17 protein-coding genes are annotated in these 19,890 nt (G+C 63.2%); 11 read left to right on the forward strand and 6 right to left on the reverse strand.

The genetic code is table 11. The features are described from left to right. Nucleotides 1-94: 94 nt before the first annotated feature. Nucleotides 95-1,351, reverse strand: a complete 1,257-nt coding sequence (locus ACMDCR_RS07300; protein WP_413991891.1) for a class I SAM-dependent methyltransferase — start codon at nucleotides 1,349-1,351, stop codon at nucleotides 95-97. 337 nt (nucleotides 1,352-1,688) lie between these two features. Between ACMDCR_RS07300 and araD1 the strand changes: the two genes are divergently transcribed. Further along, nucleotides 1,689-2,687, forward strand: coding sequence for an AraD1 family protein (gene araD1 / locus ACMDCR_RS07305; RefSeq protein ID WP_413991892.1), 999 nt, complete (start codon nucleotides 1,689-1,691; stop codon nucleotides 2,685-2,687). A 205-nt stretch (nucleotides 2,688-2,892) separates the two neighbouring features. On the opposite strand, the gene dapE is transcribed toward araD1, so the two are convergent. The 3 genes from dapE to ACMDCR_RS07320 form a co-directional block, all read right to left on the reverse strand. Further along, the gene (gene dapE / locus ACMDCR_RS07310; protein WP_413991893.1) at nucleotides 2,893-4,059 is read right to left on the reverse strand and encodes a succinyl-diaminopimelate desuccinylase; all 1,167 of its coding nucleotides are present in this window, start codon (nucleotides 4,057-4,059) and stop codon (nucleotides 2,893-2,895) included. A gap of 89 nt (nucleotides 4,060-4,148) precedes the next feature. Continuing rightward, complete coding sequence (gene dapD / locus ACMDCR_RS07315) at nucleotides 4,149-5,006, reverse strand: 2,3,4,5-tetrahydropyridine-2,6-dicarboxylate N-succinyltransferase (RefSeq protein ID WP_413991894.1); 858 nt, start codon at nucleotides 5,004-5,006, stop codon at nucleotides 4,149-4,151. A gap of 117 nt (nucleotides 5,007-5,123) precedes the next feature. Next, nucleotides 5,124-7,082 carry a DNA/RNA non-specific endonuclease gene (locus ACMDCR_RS07320; RefSeq protein ID WP_413991895.1) on the reverse strand — a complete coding sequence of 653 codons (1,959 nt, stop codon included), beginning with the start codon at nucleotides 7,080-7,082 and terminating at the stop codon, nucleotides 5,124-5,126. A 344-nt stretch (nucleotides 7,083-7,426) separates the two neighbouring features. On the opposite strand from ACMDCR_RS07320, the gene ACMDCR_RS07325 reads away from it, so the two are divergent. From ACMDCR_RS07325 to sucD, 6 genes are all read left to right on the forward strand, one after another. Then, nucleotides 7,427-8,668, forward strand: a complete 1,242-nt coding sequence (locus tag ACMDCR_RS07325; protein WP_413991896.1) for an aminopeptidase — start codon at nucleotides 7,427-7,429, stop codon at nucleotides 8,666-8,668. A gap of 116 nt (nucleotides 8,669-8,784) precedes the next feature. Continuing rightward, entirely contained in the window at nucleotides 8,785-9,648 is an 864-nt protein-coding gene (locus ACMDCR_RS07330; protein ID WP_413991897.1) for a response regulator transcription factor, read from the forward strand. 251 nt (nucleotides 9,649-9,899) lie between these two features. After that, nucleotides 9,900-11,093: an aminotransferase class V-fold PLP-dependent enzyme gene (locus ACMDCR_RS07335; protein WP_413991898.1), complete on the forward strand. Its 1,194-nt coding sequence runs from the start codon at nucleotides 9,900-9,902 to the stop codon at nucleotides 11,091-11,093. 23 nt (nucleotides 11,094-11,116) lie between these two features. Beyond that, entirely contained in the window at nucleotides 11,117-12,082 is a 966-nt protein-coding gene (locus ACMDCR_RS07340; RefSeq protein WP_413991899.1) for an HpcH/HpaI aldolase/citrate lyase family protein, read from the forward strand. Nucleotides 12,083-12,105: 23 nt separating this feature from the next. Further along, entirely contained in the window at nucleotides 12,106-13,290 is a 1,185-nt protein-coding gene (locus ACMDCR_RS07345) for a malate--CoA ligase subunit beta (protein WP_413991900.1), read from the forward strand. Nucleotides 13,291-13,301: 11 nt separating this feature from the next. Further along, on the forward strand, nucleotides 13,302-14,186 hold the full coding sequence (sucD, locus tag ACMDCR_RS07350) for a succinate--CoA ligase subunit alpha (RefSeq protein WP_413991901.1): 885 nt from the start codon (nucleotides 13,302-13,304) through the stop codon (nucleotides 14,184-14,186). Between the two features lie 120 nt (nucleotides 14,187-14,306). Here the strand turns inward: sucD and upp are convergent, their stop codons facing one another. Continuing rightward, nucleotides 14,307-14,936, reverse strand: a complete 630-nt coding sequence (gene upp / locus ACMDCR_RS07355; protein WP_413991902.1) for a uracil phosphoribosyltransferase — start codon at nucleotides 14,934-14,936, stop codon at nucleotides 14,307-14,309. 218 nt (nucleotides 14,937-15,154) lie between these two features. Here upp and rpoN point away from each other — a divergent pair, with 218 nt between their 5' ends. The 4 genes from rpoN (at nucleotide 15,155) to ACMDCR_RS07375 (ending at nucleotide 18,981) form a co-directional block, all read left to right on the forward strand. Then, entirely contained in the window at nucleotides 15,155-16,687 is a 1,533-nt protein-coding gene (rpoN, locus tag ACMDCR_RS07360) for an RNA polymerase factor sigma-54 (protein ID WP_413991903.1), read from the forward strand. Between the two features lie 220 nt (nucleotides 16,688-16,907). After that, a complete protein-coding gene (locus ACMDCR_RS07365) occupies nucleotides 16,908-17,855 on the forward strand; it encodes a 3-hydroxyacyl-CoA dehydrogenase (RefSeq protein ID WP_413991904.1) in 948 nt (315 codons plus the stop codon). 1 nt (nucleotide 17,856) lies between these two features. Next, nucleotides 17,857-18,330, forward strand: coding sequence for an MmcB family DNA repair protein (locus ACMDCR_RS07370; protein ID WP_413991905.1), 474 nt, complete (start codon nucleotides 17,857-17,859; stop codon nucleotides 18,328-18,330). Between the two features lie 144 nt (nucleotides 18,331-18,474). Continuing rightward, entirely contained in the window at nucleotides 18,475-18,981 is a 507-nt protein-coding gene (locus ACMDCR_RS07375) for an SRPBCC family protein (RefSeq protein ID WP_413991906.1), read from the forward strand. Nucleotides 18,982-19,111: 130 nt separating this feature from the next. On the opposite strand, the gene trmB is transcribed toward ACMDCR_RS07375, so the two are convergent. Beyond that, the gene (gene trmB / locus ACMDCR_RS07380) at nucleotides 19,112-19,867 is read right to left on the reverse strand and encodes a tRNA (guanosine(46)-N7)-methyltransferase TrmB (protein ID WP_413991907.1); all 756 of its coding nucleotides are present in this window, start codon (nucleotides 19,865-19,867) and stop codon (nucleotides 19,112-19,114) included. Nucleotides 19,868-19,890: the final 23 nt, after the last annotated feature.

Below are 19,890 nucleotides of genomic sequence, written 5' to 3' on the forward strand. Positions count from 1 at the left end.
AATGGGCAACGCGCACCCGAGGATTTCGGATGCGCGCCTGTCGAAATTCCGCCCGAGGCAGGCACCTTGACAGCACCTGGTGTCGGACGCCTGTCTACTCCGCCGCCTCGCGGGCAGGGGCGGGGACCGGTTGAAGATCGAGTGGGAGACGCTTTTCGGCCTCGCCGATATAGTCGCGTGTCAGCGGAACCGCATTGACCGACTTTGCCACCTGGATCTGGAAGACCATGTGACCGCCCCAGCGGAAGGTCGCCTCGGAGGAAGCCAGATACATCTCCCACATGCGGCAGAAACGATCGTCATAAAGAGCGCGGATCTGGTCGAGGTTGCGCTTGAAGCGCGCCCGCCAATGCTTGAGCGTCTCTGCATAATGCAGGCGCAGGATCTCGATGTCGGTAACGACGAGGCCAGCCCGTTCGATCGCGGGCAGAACTTCCGATAGGGCGGGGGAATAGCCGCCCGGGAAGATGTATTTCTGAATCCATGGATTGGTGGCACCCGGACCGTCGGAACGGCCGATCGCATGCACGAGCGCCACGCCATCATCGTTCAGCAGCTCAGCGATCTTGCGGAAATAGGCGTCGAAATGGTTGACGCCGACATGCTCGAACATGCCGACCGAGACGATGCGGTCGAATTTCTGCGTCACCTTCCGGTAGTCGACCAGGTCGAAGCGCACGCGGTCGGCGATGCCGGCGGCAGCCGCACGGGCATTGGATACCTTGTGCTGCTCCTCCGATAGCGTGATGCCTGTTACGTCGGCTTTGGTGACGTTGGAGATGTACAGTCCCAGGCCGCCCCAGCCCGAGCCGATGTCGAGCACCTTGACGCCCGGTTTCAACAGGAGCTTGGCCGCGATATGACGCTTCTTGTAGGCCTGCGCCTCCTCGAGCGTCACGTCGTTGGAGGGGAAATAGGCGCAGCTATATTGCCGGTCGTCATCAAGGAAGAGATCGAACAACTCGTCCTTGAGGTCATAGTGATGGGCGACATTGTTCTTCGAGCGACTGGCTGGATTGTACTGGGCGATTCGTCGGCCGACCTTTCGGGCCGTCGCGCCGATGCTGCTCAGCGGGCCAATATGAACAGACCAGCCGATATTCTGCATGAAGAGGGCGATCATGTCGTAGACGTCACCCTTTTCGATCACGAGCCGGCCATCCATATAGGCTTCGCCGACTTCGAGCTCGGGGTGCGTGAGAAGCTTCCAGGCAGTCGCCTTGTCGGTAATTCGGAGTGCGCTGGTAAAACCTTGGTCGTTCCCGTAGGTATGTACACGCCCGTCGGGATCGATAACCGTAAGTGCGCCCTTCTTGACCAGGCGCTTCAACATTGTATCGAGAATAAACATCTGCAAGACCCTAGCGGATTCATGTCGCTGGAGCTTGTTCTGCCGCACACCGCGTATAGTCACGCCCGGCGGACGAACTCTGTGCGGCTGGCAGATTCGACACGATCCGTTCCTAAATTGAACGCAATTTCGTGAGCGATGCAATTGTTTTTCTACACTCGAAGCTGATTCGGCCTCGCCGTTATGCATGGCAGGCCTTGAATACATTCATAGGCTCAGATTTTGTGCAGTGCAGCGATTGTTGCCAATCCAGCCAAGGCCGCATTTTGCCGTTGCGCCACGCCAAAGGATTTCTATGATGCGCGCGCCAAGAACAATTGTCTGAGGAATGCGCTCCGTGGCTAACTCGTCCCTTCGTCTCGCCCAGATCCAACTCGACGGCCAGCGCGCCGTGGCCGCCACCGAGGGAGGGGCCTCTCGTCTCGTCAGGAACACGGCCAGCGTGCTGGAGCTGGCGCAGGCCGCCATCGAGGCTGGGCGCTCGCTAAAGGCAGAGATCGAGACGCGGGGCCTCGGCGAAGGTGTTGATCTCGCGGCGCTGCTGAAGGCCGGGCGGGTGCTGGCGCCGATCGACCATCCCGATCCCAACCATGTCATGGTGGCCGGCACCGGCCTCACCCATCTTGGCAGTGCCGAGGGGCGGGACAAGATGCACAAGGATCTGGCCGATCTTTCCAAGGCCACCGATTCCATGAAGATGTTCCGCATGGGCCTCGACGGAGGCCGCCCGGAACACGGCACGGCGGGTGTTCAGCCCGAATGGTTCTACAAGGGCGACGGTTCCACCCTGGTGCCGCCGCAAGGCGCGTTTCCCTCGCCCTCCTTCGCCCTCGACGCGGGCGAGGAGCCGGAGCTTGCCGGCATCTATGTCAACGGCCCCGACGGCACGCCCTGGCGTATCGGTTTTGCGCTTGGCAACGAATTTTCCGACCATGTCACCGAGCGGCAGAACTATCTCTACCTTGCCCATTCCAAGCTGCGCGTCTCCTCGATCGGACCGGAACTGCTAGTAGGCGAGCCGCCTGCCGATATCCGCGGCACCTCCCGTATCCTGCGCGATGGCAAGGTGATCTGGGAAAAGCCTTTCCTCACCGGTGAGGCGAATATGTCGCACACCCTAGCCAACCTCGAGGGCCACCATTTCAAATACCGCCTGTTCCGTCAGCCGGGCGATGTGAACGTGCATTATTTCGGTACGGCGACCCTGAGCGTTTCCGATGGCGTGCAGACGCAGGAAGGGGATGTCTTCGAGATCTCGGCTGAGCCCTTCGGCCTGCCGCTGGCCAACACGATCGGCCGGGCGGACGCGCCCTGGCCGGTGGTGAAGGTGCTGTAGCTGGAAACGCGGAGGGCCTTGTCCCTTACGCGCCAACCCTGCGGAAAAGGTGCAGGGAACGCGGAGTGGCGATCTCTGATCGCCATTCTGGGAAACGAAGCGTTTTATGCTGAAGGAAGATGGCAGTCAGAGACTGCCACTCCGTGTTTGGCGCACCTCAGCCCGCAAGGTTTGCGCCTACGGAAGTCATTGTCCGCTCTCCCAATTAAGAAAAATACTGCCCCAGGATCCGCTGATAGATCCGCGCCAGGCTTTCCAGATCAATGATCGCCACACGTTCGTCGGTCTGGTGCATGGTCTTGCCGACCAGGCCGAACTCCACCACCGGGCAGATAGTCTTGATGAAGCGCGCGTCCGAGGTGCCGCCGGAAGTGGAGAGCGCCGGCTTGCGGCCGGTTTCCGCCTCGATCGAGCTCACCACCGCATCGACGAAAGCTCCAGGCGCGGTGAAGAAGGCTTCGGAGGAGGAGCGCCCGAACTCCAGGGCGTAGACGATGTCGTTGCCGGCAGCGCCGTCCAGCTTCCCGCGCACCCAGGCTTCCAGCTTCTCGCGGTTCCAGTGGTCGTTGAAGCGGATGTTGAAGATGGCGCGCGCCTCGCCCGGGATGACGTTGGTCGCCTTGTTGCCGACGTCGATCGAGACGACTTCGAGGTTGGAGGCGTCGAAATGCTCGCTGCCATGGTCGAGTTCGTCCGCCATCAGGGCGGCGAGCAGACGCACCATCTGCGGCACCGGATTCGTGGCGAGATGGGGATAGGCGACGTGGCCCTGCTTGCCATAGACGGCGATGGTGCCCGACAGCGAGCCGCGGCGGCCGATCTTCACCATGTCGCCGAGCGTGGCCGGGTTGGTCGGCTCGCCCAGCACGCAATGGCCGATGCGGTCACCCTTCGCGATGGCCCAGTCGAGCAGTTTGACGGTGCCGTTGATGGCCGGGCCTTCCTCGTCGCCCGTGATCAGGAAGGCGATGGGATCGTCCGGATGCTCTTCGAGGTGGCGCAGGCTTGCCGACACCGAGGCGGCGACACCGCCCTTCATGTCGACCGCGCCGCGGCCATAGAGCTCGCCATTGACGATATCGCCCGAAAACGGGCCCCGGCTCCAGCGCGCCTCGTCGCCCGGCGGCACCACATCGGTATGGCCGGCAAACATCAGCGCCGGCCGGTGGGCCGGGCCGATATGGGCGTAGAGATTGGTGACGTCAGGCGTATCCTCGTCGCTGAAGGAGACGAGATGGGTCTCGAAGCCACGGGCCTTCAGGATCTCGGCGAGGAGATGCAATGCGCCACCTTCTTCCGGCGTAACGGACGGGCAGCGGATCAGGGCCTGGGTGAGGGCGACGGGGTCGCGGGGGTCGAAGGTGAGGGGCATCGATATCCTGGGATCGCAGGCATCCTTGCCTGCTGGAAACGCAGCGCTTGAAGGATAGGAAGAGCAGGCAGGATGCCTGCGATCCCAGATTAATCCCGCAGCAGCTCGTTGATGCCGGTCTTCGAGCGGGTCTGCGCGTCCACCGTCTTCACGATCACTGCGCAGTAGAGCGAGGGGCCAGGAGCACCGTTGGGCAGCGGCTTACCAGGCAGATTGCCGGACACCACCACCGAATAAGGCGGCACATAGCCGCGATAGGTCTGGCCGGTGGCGCGGTCGATGATGGTGGTGGAAGCGGAGATGAACACGCCCATGGCGATCACCGAGCCCTGGCCCAGGATCACGCCTTCCACCACTTCCGAACGTGCGCCGATGAAGCAGTCGTCCTCGATGATGGTTGGGTTGGCCTGCAGCGGCTCCAGCACGCCGCCGATGCCGACGCCGCCCGACAGGTGCACATTCTTGCCGATTTGTGCGCAGGAGCCGACCGTCGACCAGGTGTCGACCATGGTGCCGGTGTCGACATGGGCGCCGAGATTGACGAAGGAAGGCATCAGCACCACGCCCGGAGCGATATAGGCAGAGCGGCGCACCACACAGTTCGGCACGGCGCGGAAGCCGGCATGGCGGAATTCGGTGGTGCTCCAGCCCTCGAACTTGGAGGGCACCTTGTCCCACCATGTCGTGCCGTGCGGACCGCCGGGAATGGCCGCCATGTCGTTGAGACGGAAGGACAGCAGCACGGCCTTCTTCAACCACTGATGAGTATGCCAGCTCTCCTTGCCCGTCGCACCCGCCACCTTCTCGGCCACGCGCAACTTGCCCTCGTCAAGCAGGCCTAGCGTGTGGTTGACGGCGGCGCGCAACTCGCCCTTGGTCTCGAAATTGACCTGGGCGCGATCTTCCCAGGCGGCATCGATGACGGTCTGCAAACGGGCGATTTCCATAATGTCTCCTCACAAGCTTTCGCCGCAATTGCCGCGCGAAGCCGAGGCGTGTCAAGCTCTAGAGGCGATCATCCGGCATGAATGCCGCGTCGCCGCCGCCCGATTTCCGGCAGGCCGTCAGATCACGATGTCGCCGACATCGACGATCCATCGGGTCTGGCGGGTTGATTCCAGCGTTCCCTGCGCGTCGAAGGGACGGAGCGTGGAGAAGTCGAGGCCGGTCTCCTGTTCGATCGCCGGGATCGTCGTCTGGATGTGCCGGCTGCGCATCTCGTCGACCGTATAGGGCCTCAGGCCGGAGAAGGCCTTGGCTTCGTAGAGCGCCTTCACATATTGCGTCTGACCCACGATGAAAGCCGCGGCTGCCACCCTGTCCGGCGTTTTTTGCAGCACTGCGATCTTCCAGTAGGACAGCGGAATCTGCCAGGGACCACCCGTGCGGCTCTTGCCGTAAAAGGGATCGTCATCCCGGTAGATCGGTCCGGTAAAGATGGTGAGGCGCTTTTGGTCTTCCTGCGCTTTGTTGAGCAGGTAATCTTCCAGATTGCCCCAGTCCACATCGTTATAGGTTTGAACCTGCGGCGCGGCGTTGGTGTAGTGAAACGTGTCCTCTCCGCTGGCCTGGGATTCAGCGAGATCTCCCGTGGTTGCGCTCCAGCAGGGATCGAGGAAGCGCACCTGATGTCCGCGGCTGAACTGAACCCTGTCGGTTCCCTTGCCCTTCTCGTAAAAATCGCCGTTGGGCTGATAATCATCCGCCATGCGCGCATCGCGCCGCCAGGTGTTCCGCCGCGCGCCGGGGGGGACCAGCTTATTGCCGTCTATGTTGACGGCGGTGATCAGCGGGAACTTGCGCTTGGCGTGAACCACGGACGTGAAGTGGTGGTAGGCGAGTTCATGTCCCGAGCCGTCCAGCAACGGTGCGAGCAGGCCCTTGGCAAGAGCCGGAGCGTAGATGGTGGAAAGATCGATCCGCAAGTTCAGAAAGGCCGGATCATATCCCGTAACGCCGACCCATCGCGAAAGCTCCAGCGGAGCATGATCGGCCTCGAGCGAGGAATCATTCAATACTTCCGCTCTAACAAGGGGGGACATGCCGAGCGACCTGTCGAGCCTGTCGAGTATCAGCCCAGCATGCGGATGGGTGAACCGCTGCCGTTCGAGAAGCTTGAAGATAGCACTGACGCGGATGCCTTCATTGGCCAGCCATTTGGTCTTTCCGGCAGGGGCGCCTGGCTTTGCCGGCGCCGGAACGGCCTTATGATGCACGGCAAGCACTTGCCACTGATCGTTGAAGACTGGCGATCCGGAGGAGCCAGGCTCCGTGTCGGTAGAATAGTGAAGGAAGCGATCAAGATCGATGCCGAGGTCCGCCTTGTCGAGAGTAAGTATCTGGCTTGCCCGGATCGCGATCTGTTTGGCCTGCCCGCCTGGATGCTGGATGATCGTCACCCATTCCCCATCGACGACCTTGCCCGGAACAGGAATGAGCGGCAGCCAGCCATAGCGATCGAGTGGGACGTCCTTGTCGGAATAGTGCGTGACGGCAACGAAGGTCACGTCCAGTTCGGCGTCGGTGAAGAAGATCTCATGCGGGCGCAGATTGAAGCGCACCGCTTGGCGCAAGGCGCCATCGCCGTCGTATTCGTAATCGAACTCGGCTTCGCATTGGCTCGCCTCGTCCGCGTCGCTGAGTACATGATGGTTGGTCACCAGCAAATGTGGGCCCACGAGAAAGCCGGTGCCGTACCATGCGCTGCCGTCATCGGGGACGTTGATCCGGCAAACTGCCTTGGCGGCACGCTGTCCACGCTCAAGGAAATTGATCGACATCAGATCGCTTTGGCCGATGATGCGTTCGTAGCCATTGGGATCGCTCTGCTGCGATTCAAGGAAATGCTTGCGCAGAGAGAAGCGTTTGTCGCTTTCGGCGCGTTGAATGCGCCGGGTCTTGTTGCTGAGCGGCGTGTAGCCGGAGTCCACCCTCACAGTCTTTTCGACCGCGTTTGAAAGTGCCGCCGACTGGGTTGCAACGATATCCTTGCGCGGCTCCGGACTTACCATGTTCGAGTCCATTTCGCTGCTCCTGGTATCAAGTATCACTCCGCAAGAGCAAATTATAGACTATTCTGCGTGAGGGAGGCGTGATGCAAATACTGATCGAGTGCCAGATACCGCTTCGAGCAAAGTCGATCAGAATACGCTCTTGGCCAATAATAAGGCGCCCGGCTTTACAGCGCGGATGGCGCACATCTTGACGGCGAACCTGGGTCACCGGGCACTCTTCTTGGTTGGCTCGGCCCGCGCTCTGCCGGCTTCGGCGATGGACGCAATCCCGGGCGATCTTACGACAAAATGCTTGACGGAGCGATGCATCGTTGATGGTCTGCGCGCCTGTTCCGATCCTGAAGAGGTTTACCATGCACAAGCCCATTGCGACCCATGACATGCGTCTCGACAAATTTGCCGAGACGGCGGTGAAAGTCGGCCTGGGCCTTGCGCACGGCCAGGAACTGGTGATGACGGCCCCGATTGAAGCGCTGCCGCTGGTGCGCCGTATCACGGAGCACGCGTACAGGGCCGGCGCCAGCCTCGTCACCACACTGTTCTCTGACGAGGAATCGACCCTGGCACGCTACCGCTTCGCGCCCGACGATGCATTCGATACCGCCACGGGCTGGCTGTTCGACGGCATGGCGGCGGCCTATGCCAGGGGCGCGGCGCGCCTCGCCATCGCCGGCGAGGATCCGGCGCTGCTGGCCGGGCAGGACCCCGCCAGGGTCGCCCGCGCCAACCGCGCCCGCTCGGCCGCCTACAAGCCGGCGCAGAAGCTGATTGTCGGCTTCGACATCAACTGGAACATCATCTCCTACGCCTCGCCCGCCTGGGCACGTACGGTATTCCCGAACGAAAGCGAGGAGGTGGCGGTGGCGAAATTGTGGGATGCGATCTTCGCCGCCTCCCGCATCGACGCGGAAGACCCCATCGCCGCCTGGGCCAGGCATAACGGGAATCTCCACGCCCGCGCCGCCCATCTCAACAACAAGCGCTATTCGGCGCTGCATTTCACCGGACCGGGCACCGACCTGACGGTAGGGCTTGCCGACGAGCATGAGTGGCATGGCGGTTCGGCCAAGGCAAAGAACGGCATCACCTGCAATCCCAACATCCCCACCGAGGAAGTCTTCACCACGCCGCATCGCGATCGCGTCAGCGGCCATGTCTCCTCCACCAAGCCGCTTTCCTACCAGGGCACGCTGATCGACAAGATCTCGGTGCGCTTCGAGGGCGGCAACATCGTCGAGGCGGATGCGGCTAGCGGCAAGGACGTGCTGTCGAAGGTGCTGGAAACCGATGTCGGCTCGCGGCATCTGGGCGAGGTGGCTCTGGTGCCATTCTCCTCGCCGATCTCGAAGAGCGGCCTCTTGTTCTACAACACGCTGTTCGACGAGAACGCCGCCAGCCACATCGCGCTCGGCCAGTCCTATAGCCAGTGCTTCATCAATGGCGGCTCGCTCAGCCCTGAGGAACTCGCGGCGCGCGGCGCCAACAACAGCCTGATCCATATCGACTGGATGATCGGCTCGGGCGAGATCGACGTGGACGGCATCACCGCCGCAGGCGCCGCCGAACCGCTGATGCGCAAGGGCGAGTGGGTCTAGTCCGGGAGCGCGGACTTCCAGTCCGCTCTTGAACCGCCTTCACCAGCCAAAAGGGCGCGGCCGTCATGTGAACTGACCCCCGAAAGTTGGACATCAACCTTCGGGGGTCAGTTCACATGGTCTGCGCCCTTTCTCTTACCGTCTTCGTTTCCAGGAGCGGTCTGGAAATCTGCGCTCCCGGGCTACTGGTCCCTCGGCTTGATGCCGATGTGGGGTCGCCGACAAAGGCCATTTTTCGAGATTTCCCGGCAGCAAGGCGAATTCCGAATGGCGAGCAGCGTCCGGACGATAGAAATTTCCTCGAATTCCGGTCATGCTATATAAGGAAAAAAATATTCCTAGGGAGAAAGGCGTCGATGGCCTCACGCGAAACGCCCCGCCTGGCAATCGCTGATGCGAACCCGCTGGTCATGGCGGCTTTGCGTGAATTGTTCGAGCGGGAGGGACGTTTCAAGGTCGTGCACACATGCACCGGCGGTGGCGCACTCGTCTCGGCCTTGTTGCAGTCGCGCTGCGATGTGGCGGTCGCCGGTTGGCGCCTCTCCGACATGACGGCGGCCGACCTTCTTGGCAAGCTCAAGTCCGGCGGCCCGGCAACCCGGGTAACGGTTCTGTCGAGTGATCACGACCCGACAATCCTGCGGCGCTGCGTCAAGCTTGGCGCCATGGGTTTCTGTTGGCAGAGCGATGCTCCCTCGGTGCTGATCGAAACCGTCGAGGCCGTGCATCACAATCGGATGAGCTTGCCCTATATCGATGTTTCCAAGATGGATGACACGCCGCTGTCGGCGCTGACCCCACGCGAGCGCGATCTCCTCAAGGCGCTCAGCGACGGTTGGAACAATCTGCAGATCGCATCGCGCTTCGGCGTCTCGCAGAACACGGTCAAGTACCACCTGAAGAACGTCTACGACAAGCTGGGGGTCAAGAACCGGGCGATGGCGATCACCTTGTTCGTGAGTGAAAACCGCCGCGGATGAGCCGTTCCGGCCTTTCGCATCCGTCGATCGCGCCGTCGATCCTTTTCCGCCGTGCAACAGATCGCTGATCCATCCGGGTAGGGAACAACCTACCCACCTGGCCCGGCGGGGCATACCCGTTCGTGTGAAACGGGCTGCCCGATCGTCGCTATTTCCTATCCGAGCGGGTGTTGTGACAAGCCGGCGTGCCATCGATGCTTCCCTCATAGCGGCGAGCGATGAACCAAGCCGCGATTCCTGGGAGACATCGTATGCCTGGTTACACGCACCTCTTCACGCCCGGACCGACCAACATTCCCGAGGTCGTGCGCCAATCGATGAACCTGCCGACGGAGGATATGCGCTCGCCGACTTTCCCCGACTTCACCCTGCCGCTCTTCGCCGACATCAAGAAGATCTTCCAGACCGAGACGGGGCGGGTCTTCATCTATCCCTCGTCCGGCACGGGTGCCTGGGAAGCGGCGATCACGAACACACTCAATCCAGGCGACAAGGTGCTGCTGTCGCGCTTCGGCCAGTTCTCCCATCTGTGGGCCGACATGGCTGTGCGACTCGGCCTCGATGCAGAGGTGATCGATGTCGAATGGGGCGCCGGCGTGCCCGTGGAGGCTTATGCCAGCCGCCTGGCCGCCGACAAGGGTCACGCCATCAAGGCGGTCTTCTGCTGCCACAACGAGACCGCTACGGGCGTGACGAGCGACATCGCCGCGGTGCGCGCCGCGCTCGACGATGCAGGTCATCCCGCGCTTCTTTTCGTCGATGGCGTCTCGTCCATTGGTTCCATCGACTTCCGGATGGACGAGTGGGGTGTCGATTGCGCCGTCTCCGGCTCTCAGAAGGGCTTCATGCTGCCGACCGGCCTCGGCTTTCTAGGCGTCAGCCAGAAGGCGCTGCAAGCGTCGAAGGCGGCGACCATGCCCCGCTGCTACTTCAGCTTCGACGACATTTCGCGCGCCAATGACAGTGGCTACTTCCCGTATACGCCTCCAACACAGCTGCTGCGCGGCCTGCGGGTTTCGATCGACCTGCTGCTGGCCGAGGGGCTGCCAAATGTCTTCGCGCGCCACAGGCGCCTGGCGGAGGGCGTTCGCAAGGCAGTCGACGCCTGGGGACTGAAGCTTTGCGCCAAGGAAGCGAAATGGCAGTCTGATACGGTCAGCGCCATTGTCGTGCCGGATGGCATCGACAGCGCCGAGGTGGTGCGTCGCGCCTATCATCGCTACCAGATCTCGCTCGGCGTCGGCCTCGCCAAGGTTGCCGGCCGCGTCTTTCGCATTGGTCACATGGGCTCCTTGAACGAGGTGATGGTCTGTGGCGCGATCGCCGGGGCCGAACTCGCGCTGATCGACGCCGGCGTCGCCATCAGGCCCGGTTCAGGGGTTGGCGCTGCGATCGAGCATTTCAGCCTCACGCCTCACCACGCCGCCCTCGCGGCCGCCGCCTGATCGACCGGGACTGGAGACCGACCATGAGCCATACCCTTCATCCCCTGCGCAAGCCGCGCCTGCAGCGCAGCGAGCTTGCCGTGCCGGGCTCGAACCCGACCATGATCGACAAGGCCGCCGCCAGCGCTGCCGATTTCATCTTCCTGGACATTGAGGACGCCGTCGCTCCACCCGACAAGGACAAGGCGAGGAACAACATCATCCAGGCGCTCAACGACATCGACTGGCGCGCCAAGGGCAAGACCATGTCGGTGCGCATCAATGGCCTCGATACCCACTACATGTATCGCGACGTCGTCGACGTGATGGAACAGGCAGGTGACCGGCTCGACACCATTCTGGTACCGAAGGTCGGCGTTCCCGCGGATCTCTACATGGTCGAGGCCCTGGTGAGCCAGATCGAGGCGGCAAAGGGTTTCCTCAATCGTGTCGGCCTGGAGGCCTTGATCGAGACGGCGCTCGGCATGGCCAATGTCGAAGCGATCGCCGCCTTCGGGGGACGGCTCGAGGCCATGCATTTCGGTGTCGCCGATTATGCGGCCAGCCTGAGGGCGCGCACCGTCAACATTGGCGGGCTCAACCCGGATTATCCCGGCGACCAGTGGCATTTCGGCCTGGCGCGCATGACGGTGGCCTGCCGGGCTTATGGCCTGCGCCCCATCGACGGCCCGTTCGGCGATTTCAGCGATCCGGAAGGCTACCGCCTCGCCGCCAGGCGCGGGGCGGCGCTTGGGATCGAGGGGAAATGGGCCATCCATCCCAGCCAGATCGACCTTGCAAACGAAGCCTTTTCTCCCCCGGACAAGGAGGTCGACAGGGCACGGCGCATCATCGCAGCCCTGAAGGAAGCCGAAGAGCAGGGCAAGGGTGCCGCCGCCCTCGATGGCAAGATGATCGACGCTGCCTCCGAGCGCATGGCGCGAAACGTCCTGATCATGCACGACGCCATCATGGCTTCGACGCCCAGCCACAATGCCGTTCCGGCCTGACCGCAGCCAAGGAAGCCTCTTCGATGGACATTCATGAATATCAGGCCAAGGAGATCCTCTCCCGCTTCGGAGTCGCCATACCGCGCGGCGGCCTCGCTTACTCGCCCGAGCAGGCGACTTATCGCGCTCGCGAGATCGGCGGTTCGCGCTGGGTCGTGAAAGCTCAGATCCATTCCGGCGCCCGCGGCAAGGCCGGCGGAATCCGCCTGTGCGCAAGCGATGTCGAGATCTCCGATGCGGCCGATGCCCTGCTGGGGCGCCGCCTCGTTACCTCGCAGACCGGGCCGCGCGGCAAATTGATCTCGCGCCTCTATGTCGAGGCGGCCTCGGAGATCGACCGCGAATATTATCTCGGCTTCGTAATGGATCGCACGTCGGAGCGGATCATGATCGTCGCCTCGGCCGCGGGCGGCATGGAGATCGAGGACATCGCCGAGAGCAAGCCGGACTCGATCATCCGCCAGACTGTCGACCCCGCCGTCGGCATGCAGCCTTTCCAGGCTCGTGAGATCGCCTTTGGCCTGGGGCTCGAATCCGACCTGATCGGCAAGGCCGTCGATACCATCATGGGTTCGTTCCGCGCCTTCAGGGACCTCGATGCCGCCATGCTGGAGATCAACCCCCTGGTTGTCGGCAAGGATGGCTCCCTCATGGCGCTCGACGCCAAGATGTCGTTCGATGACAACGCCTTGTTCCGCCGTCCGCAGATCGCCGAACTGCGCGACAAATCACAGGAGGACGCGCGCGAGACCTATGCCAGCGACCGCGGTTTGGCCTATGTCGGCCTCGACGGCCAGATCGGATGCATCATCAATGGCGCAGGGCTCGCCATGGCCACGATGGACATGATCAAGCTTGCCGGTGGAGAGCCGGCGAATTTTCTCGATATCGGTGGCGGCGCTTCGCCGGAGCGGGTGGCCAAGTCGTTCCGCGCGGTGCTCTCCGACAAGAATGTCGAGACGATCCTCGTCAACATCTTCGCCGGCATCAACCGCTGCGACTGGGTGGCCGAGGGCGTCATCAAGGCGATCGAGGAGGTCGGGGTGAATGTGCCGCTGGTCGTGCGTCTGTCCGGAACCAATGCGGAGAAAGGCCTCGCCATCCTGCGTGGTTCCGGGCACGCCATCACCACCGCCGAGACGTTGTCGGAAGCCGCGCAAAAGGCGGTCTCCGCCTGGCGCGCCAGCCGGATGAAGAAGGCAAGCTGAGGATCAATGGGATGAGCATTCTGATCGACAGGAACACCAAGATCATCATCCAGGGCTTTACCGGCCGGCTCGGCTCTTTCCACGCCCAGGAGATGGTCGATTACGGCAGCCGCGTCGTCGGCGGCGTGACCCCTGGCAAAGGTGGCTCGACCCATTTGGGCCTGCCGGTCTTCAACACCGTCAAGGGAGCGGTGGCGGAGACCGGCGCCACGGCCAGCCTCGTCTTCGTGCCGCCGCCTTTTGCCGCCGACTCCATCATGGAAGCGGCCGATGCCGGCATCAGGACCTGCGTCTGCATAACCGACGGCATCCCCACGCAGGACATGATCCAGGTGAAGCGCTTCATGCGCCGCTACCGCTTCGAGGACCGTATGCGATTGATCGGACCTAATTGTGCCGGCGTCATCACGCCCGGCCAGGCGATGATGGGCATCATGCCGGGCCATATCTACAAGCCCGGCCGTGTTGGGATCGTCGGCCGCTCGGGTACGCTTGGCTACGAGGCCGCCTCGCAGATGAAGACCCTCGGCATCGGTGTGTCCACCAGCGTCGGCATTGGCGGCGATCCCATCAACGGTTCGTCTTTCAAGGATATTCTCGAGCTCTTCGAGGCTGACGACGGTACCGACGCCGTCGTGCTGATCGGCGAGATCGGCGGGCCGCAGGAGATGGAGGCGGCGGATTATATCCGCACGTCGATGACCAAGCCGGTCATCGCCTATATTGCCGGCCTGAGTGCGCCGCGTGGCCGCAAGATGGGGCATGCCGGCGCGATCATCTCCGCATTTGGGGAGGGCGCAGCCGAAAAGGCGACGATCCTGCGCGAAGTCGGCGCGGCAATTGCCCCGACCCCCTCCGACATCGGCTCCACCGTGGCGAGGGCGCTTGCGGCGTGAGAGCGGCTTGTCGAACCGGCTAAGGCGATAGCAGCAAAAGTAGACCGGGTTGACTTGCAACCCGGTCTTGCAGATTGCCGGAGCAAGCCTAGTAATGCGGCTCGGGAAGGTCCCCCTTGGCTACTTGGTCCCGTAAATCCTGTCCCCCGCATCGCCCAAACCAGGCACGATATAGCCGTGATCGTTGAGGTGGCTGTCGACCGCGGCCGTCCAGATCTTCACGTCGGGATGGGCCTCCCGCAGGCGCTTGATGCCTTCCGGGGCGGCGAGGAGGCAGACAAAGCGGATGTCCTTCACGTCGCGCGCCTTCAGCCGCTCGATGGCGGCGACCGCCGAGTTGGCGGTAGCGAGCATAGGGTCGAGCACGATGACGAGGCGCTCGGCCACATCGGGCGGGGCCTTGAAGTAATATTCGACGGCCTGCAGCGTCTGCGGGTCGCGGTAGATGCCGATATGGGCGACGCGGGCGGAGGGCACGAGGTCGAGCATGCCTTCCAGGAACCCTTCTCCCGCCCGCAGGATGGGGGCGAGCACCAGCTTCTTGCCGGCGACGCGGGGCGCCATCATCTTTTCCAGCGGCGTCTCGATCTCGACCATTTCGAGCGGCAGGTCGCGCGTCACCTCATAGCAGAGCAGGCGGCCGACTTCGTTGAGAAGCTGGCGGAAGCCTTTGGTGGAGCGGTTTTTGTCCCGCATCAAGGTGAGCTTGTGCTGTACCAGCGGGTGATCGACGACTGTCACGCCTTCCATCGGGGTCTCCCTTAATCGGCCATTTCCTCTACCTAGCCGATTTCGGGCGCTGGGTAAGGCGTCGCGATGCTCCTTCCACGTCTTTCATCATCGAGGCGTGACATTTTGTGACATGCATGCCAAACAGGTGGCGCGAAACTTGCATCGAGCTGTCGCCCGTAGGACGACGGCCCGCGCAGGATAGTTCCCGACCCTGGCAATCTGAACGGGCCCCGAGTATGGCGTTGTCGCAAAGGCTTGAGTTCCGCCAGACACAGTCGCTGGTGATGACCCCGCAGCTGATGCAGGCGATCAAGCTCCTTCAGCTCTCCAATCTCGATCTCAACGCTTATGTCGAAGCCGAGCTCGAGCGCAATCCCGTGCTCGACCGCGCGGATGGCGAGTTCTCGCGCGAGCCGGAGACACTGGCGCCGGCCCTTGCAACCGACCCCGCCGACGGCGACTGGCTGCACGAGGACATGGCCCCCTCGCGAGAAGCGCTCGAGCAGGGGCTCGGTACCGATCTCGACAATGTTTTCCCGGATGAGCGCCCGCCGGAACGCGCAGAGGCGCCGGCGGCGATCGAGCAGCTTTCCGGCAGCGATCCCTATGTCTCCTCCTGGTCCAATGTCGGGGCCGGTGGTCATGGTGGCGAAGACGACATCAATTTCGAGGGTCTGGCGGCGGCTGAGATTTCGCTGGCTGATCACCTGGAAGAGCAGCTCACGCTGGCGGTGGAAGACCCGCGCCGCCGGCTGATCGGCCATTTCATCATCGATCTGATCGATGAGACCGGCTATTTCACCGGCAGCGTCGAGGAGATCGCCGAGCGCCTTGCCGCACCGGCCGGCGAGGTGGAGGCGGTACTGCGCATCGTGCAGAGCTTCGAGCCCTCCGGCGTCGGCGCGCGCTCGCTGAAGGAGTGCCTGGCAATCCAGCTCGCCGAGCGCGACCGGCTCGATCCGGCCATAGCTGTGATGCTCGACAATCTCGAACTGGTCGCCAAGCGCAACATCGCAGGTCTGCGCCGCCTGTGCGGCGTCGACGAGGAGGATGTCGCCGAGATGATAGGCGAGCTGCGAGCCCTAACGCCGAAGCCCGGCCTCGCCTTCGGCTCGATGCCGATCCAGCCGGTGGTGCCCGATGTGCTGCTGCGCGCTGCGCCCGACGGCACTTGGCTGGTCGAGCTCAATGCCGACACGCTGCCGCGCGTGCTGGTCAACCAGACCTATTACTCGAAGGTGGCTCGCACCACCCGCAACGAGGCGGACAAGATCTTTCTCGCGGAGGCCCTGCAGACCGCCAACTGGCTCACTCGCAGCCTGGAGCAGCGCGCCCGCACCATCCTGAAAGTCGCCACCGAGATCGTGCGTCAGCAGGATGCCTTCTTTGCGCTCGGCATCAAGTATCTGAGGCCGCTGAACCTGAAGACGGTAGCCGATGCCATCGGCATGCATGAATCGACGGTGTCGCGCGTCACGGCCAACAAGTTCATCGCATCGGCCCGCGGCCTGTTCGAGCTCAAATATTTCTTCACCGCCTCGATCTCCAACGCCGAGGGCGGCGAGGCGCATTCAGCCGAGGCCGTGCGCCACCGCATCCGCCAGATGATCGACGCCGAGGCGCCCGACGCCATCCTCTCTGATGACACCATCGTGACCCTGCTGCGCGAGGCCGGCATCGACATCGCCCGGCGTACCGTGGCCAAATATCGCGAATCGATGCGTATCTCCTCTTCGGTCGAACGGCGGCGGGAAAAGGCTGGGCGATAGAGCGTTTTGCGATTTGACGGAATCGGCAAGAATCGCAAAGACGCGTCGAAACAAAGAGCTAGAGCAGAGAAGCGCTTACGCCTAAACGCGCTTTGCTCTACTGGCGGGCGCTTATGTCGGTGTCGGCGAATATGCCGCCAGCAACATCAAGGACGCGTTGTGGCTTGCGTGAAAGCACACTTAAGCTGGGCCGAACGACAGCACGCGGAGGAGGAAACCGATGGCCAGGATCGCGATCGTCGGAACGGGGTTTGTCGGACGTGCCTGGGCGATTTCCTATGCCCGTGCCGGTCACGAAATCACCCTATGGGATCAGGAAGCTTCCGCGGCAGCCAAGGCGCTGGAGTATATTGCCGGCGTGCTGCCCGATCTCGCGGCCAATGACCTGACCGACGGCCAGGCGCCCGCGGCCATTCTCGACCGTCTCAAGCCCGTCGCCCGGCTTGCCGAGGCACTGGAGGGCGTCGACCATGTCCAGGAGAGCACGCCGGAGATCCTTGAGGTCAAGCGTGCCGTCTTCGCCAAGCTAGACCAGCTCGCCGCGCCGGAAGCCGTGCTGGCTTCCTCGACCTCGGCCCTGCTGCCCTCGGCCTTCACCGAAGGGCTGCCGGGCAGGCAACGTTGCCTGGTCGTCCACCCGCTGAACCCGCCTTATCTCATCCCCGCCGCCGAGCTGGTGCCGGCGCCCTGGACGTCACCGGAGACGATGGATCGCACCGCGGGCCTGCTGCGCAGGGCCGGGCATGCGCCGATTGTGATGAAGCGCGAGATCGATGGCTTCTTGATGAACCGCCTGCAGGGCGCGCTGCTGGAGGAAGCCTTCCGCCTGGTAGCCGACGGCTATGCCTCTACCGAGGACGTCGATATCGGGCTGCGCGACGGGTTGGCGCTGCGGTGGTCCTTCATGGGGCCGTTCGAGACCATCGATCTCAACGCGCCGGGCGGCGTGCGCGACTACGTGCTGCGCTACCAGCAGATCTATTCGAACATATTCCCCTCGACGCAGCGCCGGGTCGACTGGGCCGGCCCAGTGATAGAGACCGTCGAGGCCGACCGGCGCAAGCGCCTGCCGCCCACCGATCTCGGCCGCCGGGCCGTGTGGCGCGACAGGCAGCTGATGGCGCTCGCCGCCCACAAGAGGCGTACGCGCCGGGAACTTGGGGACTGACGTGTCGCTACCAGTCCTGCCCATCGACGGCCGGCAGTCGGCCGCTGCCCTGACCATCCAGCGCGGCGCCAGCCGGCTGCTACGCCAATATGGCCTGGCGCCCGTGCCGGAGGTGACGCTGCCGAGCGGGCGCCGCGCCGATCTCGCTGCCATTGGCCGCAAGGGCGAGATCTGGATCGTGGAGATCAAGTCCTCGGTGATCGACTTCCAGGTCGACCGTAAATGGCCCGATTATCTCAGCTTTTGCGACCGGCTGTTCTTCGCCGTCGGTCCCGATTTCCCGCTGACGCTGCTGCCCGAAGAGGCCGGCGTCATGGTCGCCGACGCCTATGGCGGCACGCTCCTGCGCGAGGCCCCTGAACAGAAGCTCGCCGCGCCCACTCGCAAGGTGATGACCCTGCACCTCGCCCGCCTCGCCGCCGCACGCCTGCACCAGGCGATGGATCCGGAAGGAGCGTTCGGGTTCGGGGAGTGATGGAACGAAGGTGTCCGGCCGGATCGATCTTGCGGCTTACGCTTGCTCCCGCCCGGCGCATCGTGATCTATGGAAGGAGCGGGCGCGAGGGCTGCCGCAAGGCTCCATATGGGAGAGGGCCATCGCCCGAGGAGGAATATGTCCATGGATATGAGCGGTTCGCAGCGCATCGAGGCTTCCCGTGAGAAGGTCTGGGAAGGCATGAACAATCCCGAAGTCCTGAAGAAGTGCATTCCGGGCTGCGAGTCGATCGAAATGACCTCGCCCACCGAGATGGTGGCCAAGGCGGTGCTGAAGATCGGGCCGGTGAAGGCGACCTTCAACGGCAAGGTCACGCTGTCGGATCTCGATCCACCCAATAGCTATACGATCACAGGTGAGGGGCAGGGGGGTGTCGCCGGTTTTGCCAAGGGCAGCGCCACGGTGCGGCTCGAGGCCGACGGCGAGGATGCGACGATCCTGCATTACGACGCCAAGGCCGATGTCGGCGGCAAGATTGCCCAGCTTGGCGCCCGCCTGATCGACGGGACAGCCAAGAAGCTTGCCGGCGATTTCTTCGAGAAGTTCGGGCAGGCGATTTCGCCGAAGGCGGAGGGGGAGGAGGTTCCGGCCGAGCCTGAGAAGAAGAAGGGCTGGTTCGGGAAGAAGTGAGCTGGGAGCGCGGACGTCTCTACGACACTCAAAAGAGTGTCGGACGATCCGCTCTTGAACCGCCAACGCCAAGGCAAGAATACCGTGGCCGCTCTCAGCCGAGGCGTTTTGTCTTTGCAACGCCTGCGGTTCAAGAGCGGACGAGGATGTCCGAACTGCGAGCAGTTCGCCTGAATGTGAAATAGGCGCCACGCCGGCCCTCGCGCAAGGCTTTGGCCTCGTAGCGTGTCGAGCGCCAACCCTCCCACGGTGTCAGCCAGTCGGCCTGGCGCTCCGCCGTCCAGACGAAATCCGGCGAGCGTGCGATGCGGGCGAGAGCATAGGCCGCGTAATCGTCGATGTCGGTGGCGAAGCGCAGTTCGCCGCCCGGCTTGAGGATGCGGGCAAGGCGCTCCAGCATGTCTTCGCCCAGGAAACGGCGCTTGCGGTGGCGGCGCTTGGGCCAGGGATCGGGATAGAGCAGGTAGATGCGCGCGATCGAGGCCTCGGGCAGCCAGTCCACCACCGCCTTGGCGTCGTCGTCCCACAGGCGGATATTGGCGAGCCCGTTCAGCTCGATCTGGGAAAGCATCTTGGCGGTGCCGTTGATATACGCCTCGCAACCGATGAAACCGACATCCGGATTCTCACCGGCACGCTGGGAAAGATGTTCGCCGCCACCGAAGCCGATCTCCAGCCAGATATCGGCGACGGTGGTTGGGAACAGCGTGCGCATATCGGCCGGAGCAGGGGTTTCGAGATCGAGCCGCAGGTCCGGCAGGGCGCCCGCCATCAGGCCGGCGTGACCCTTGCGCAGAGTCTTGCCCTTGCGCCGTCCGAAAAAGGCGCCGTGGCCGCGCTGCGGCGGCTCTTCGTCCTGCGGCTTCCCGTGGTTCTCGACCGTCACATATCACTCCATAGAAAAGGCCT

This window comes from Labrys okinawensis (assembly GCF_047345005.1).
Taxonomy (GTDB): Bacteria; Pseudomonadota; Alphaproteobacteria; order Rhizobiales; family Labraceae; genus Labrys; species Labrys okinawensis.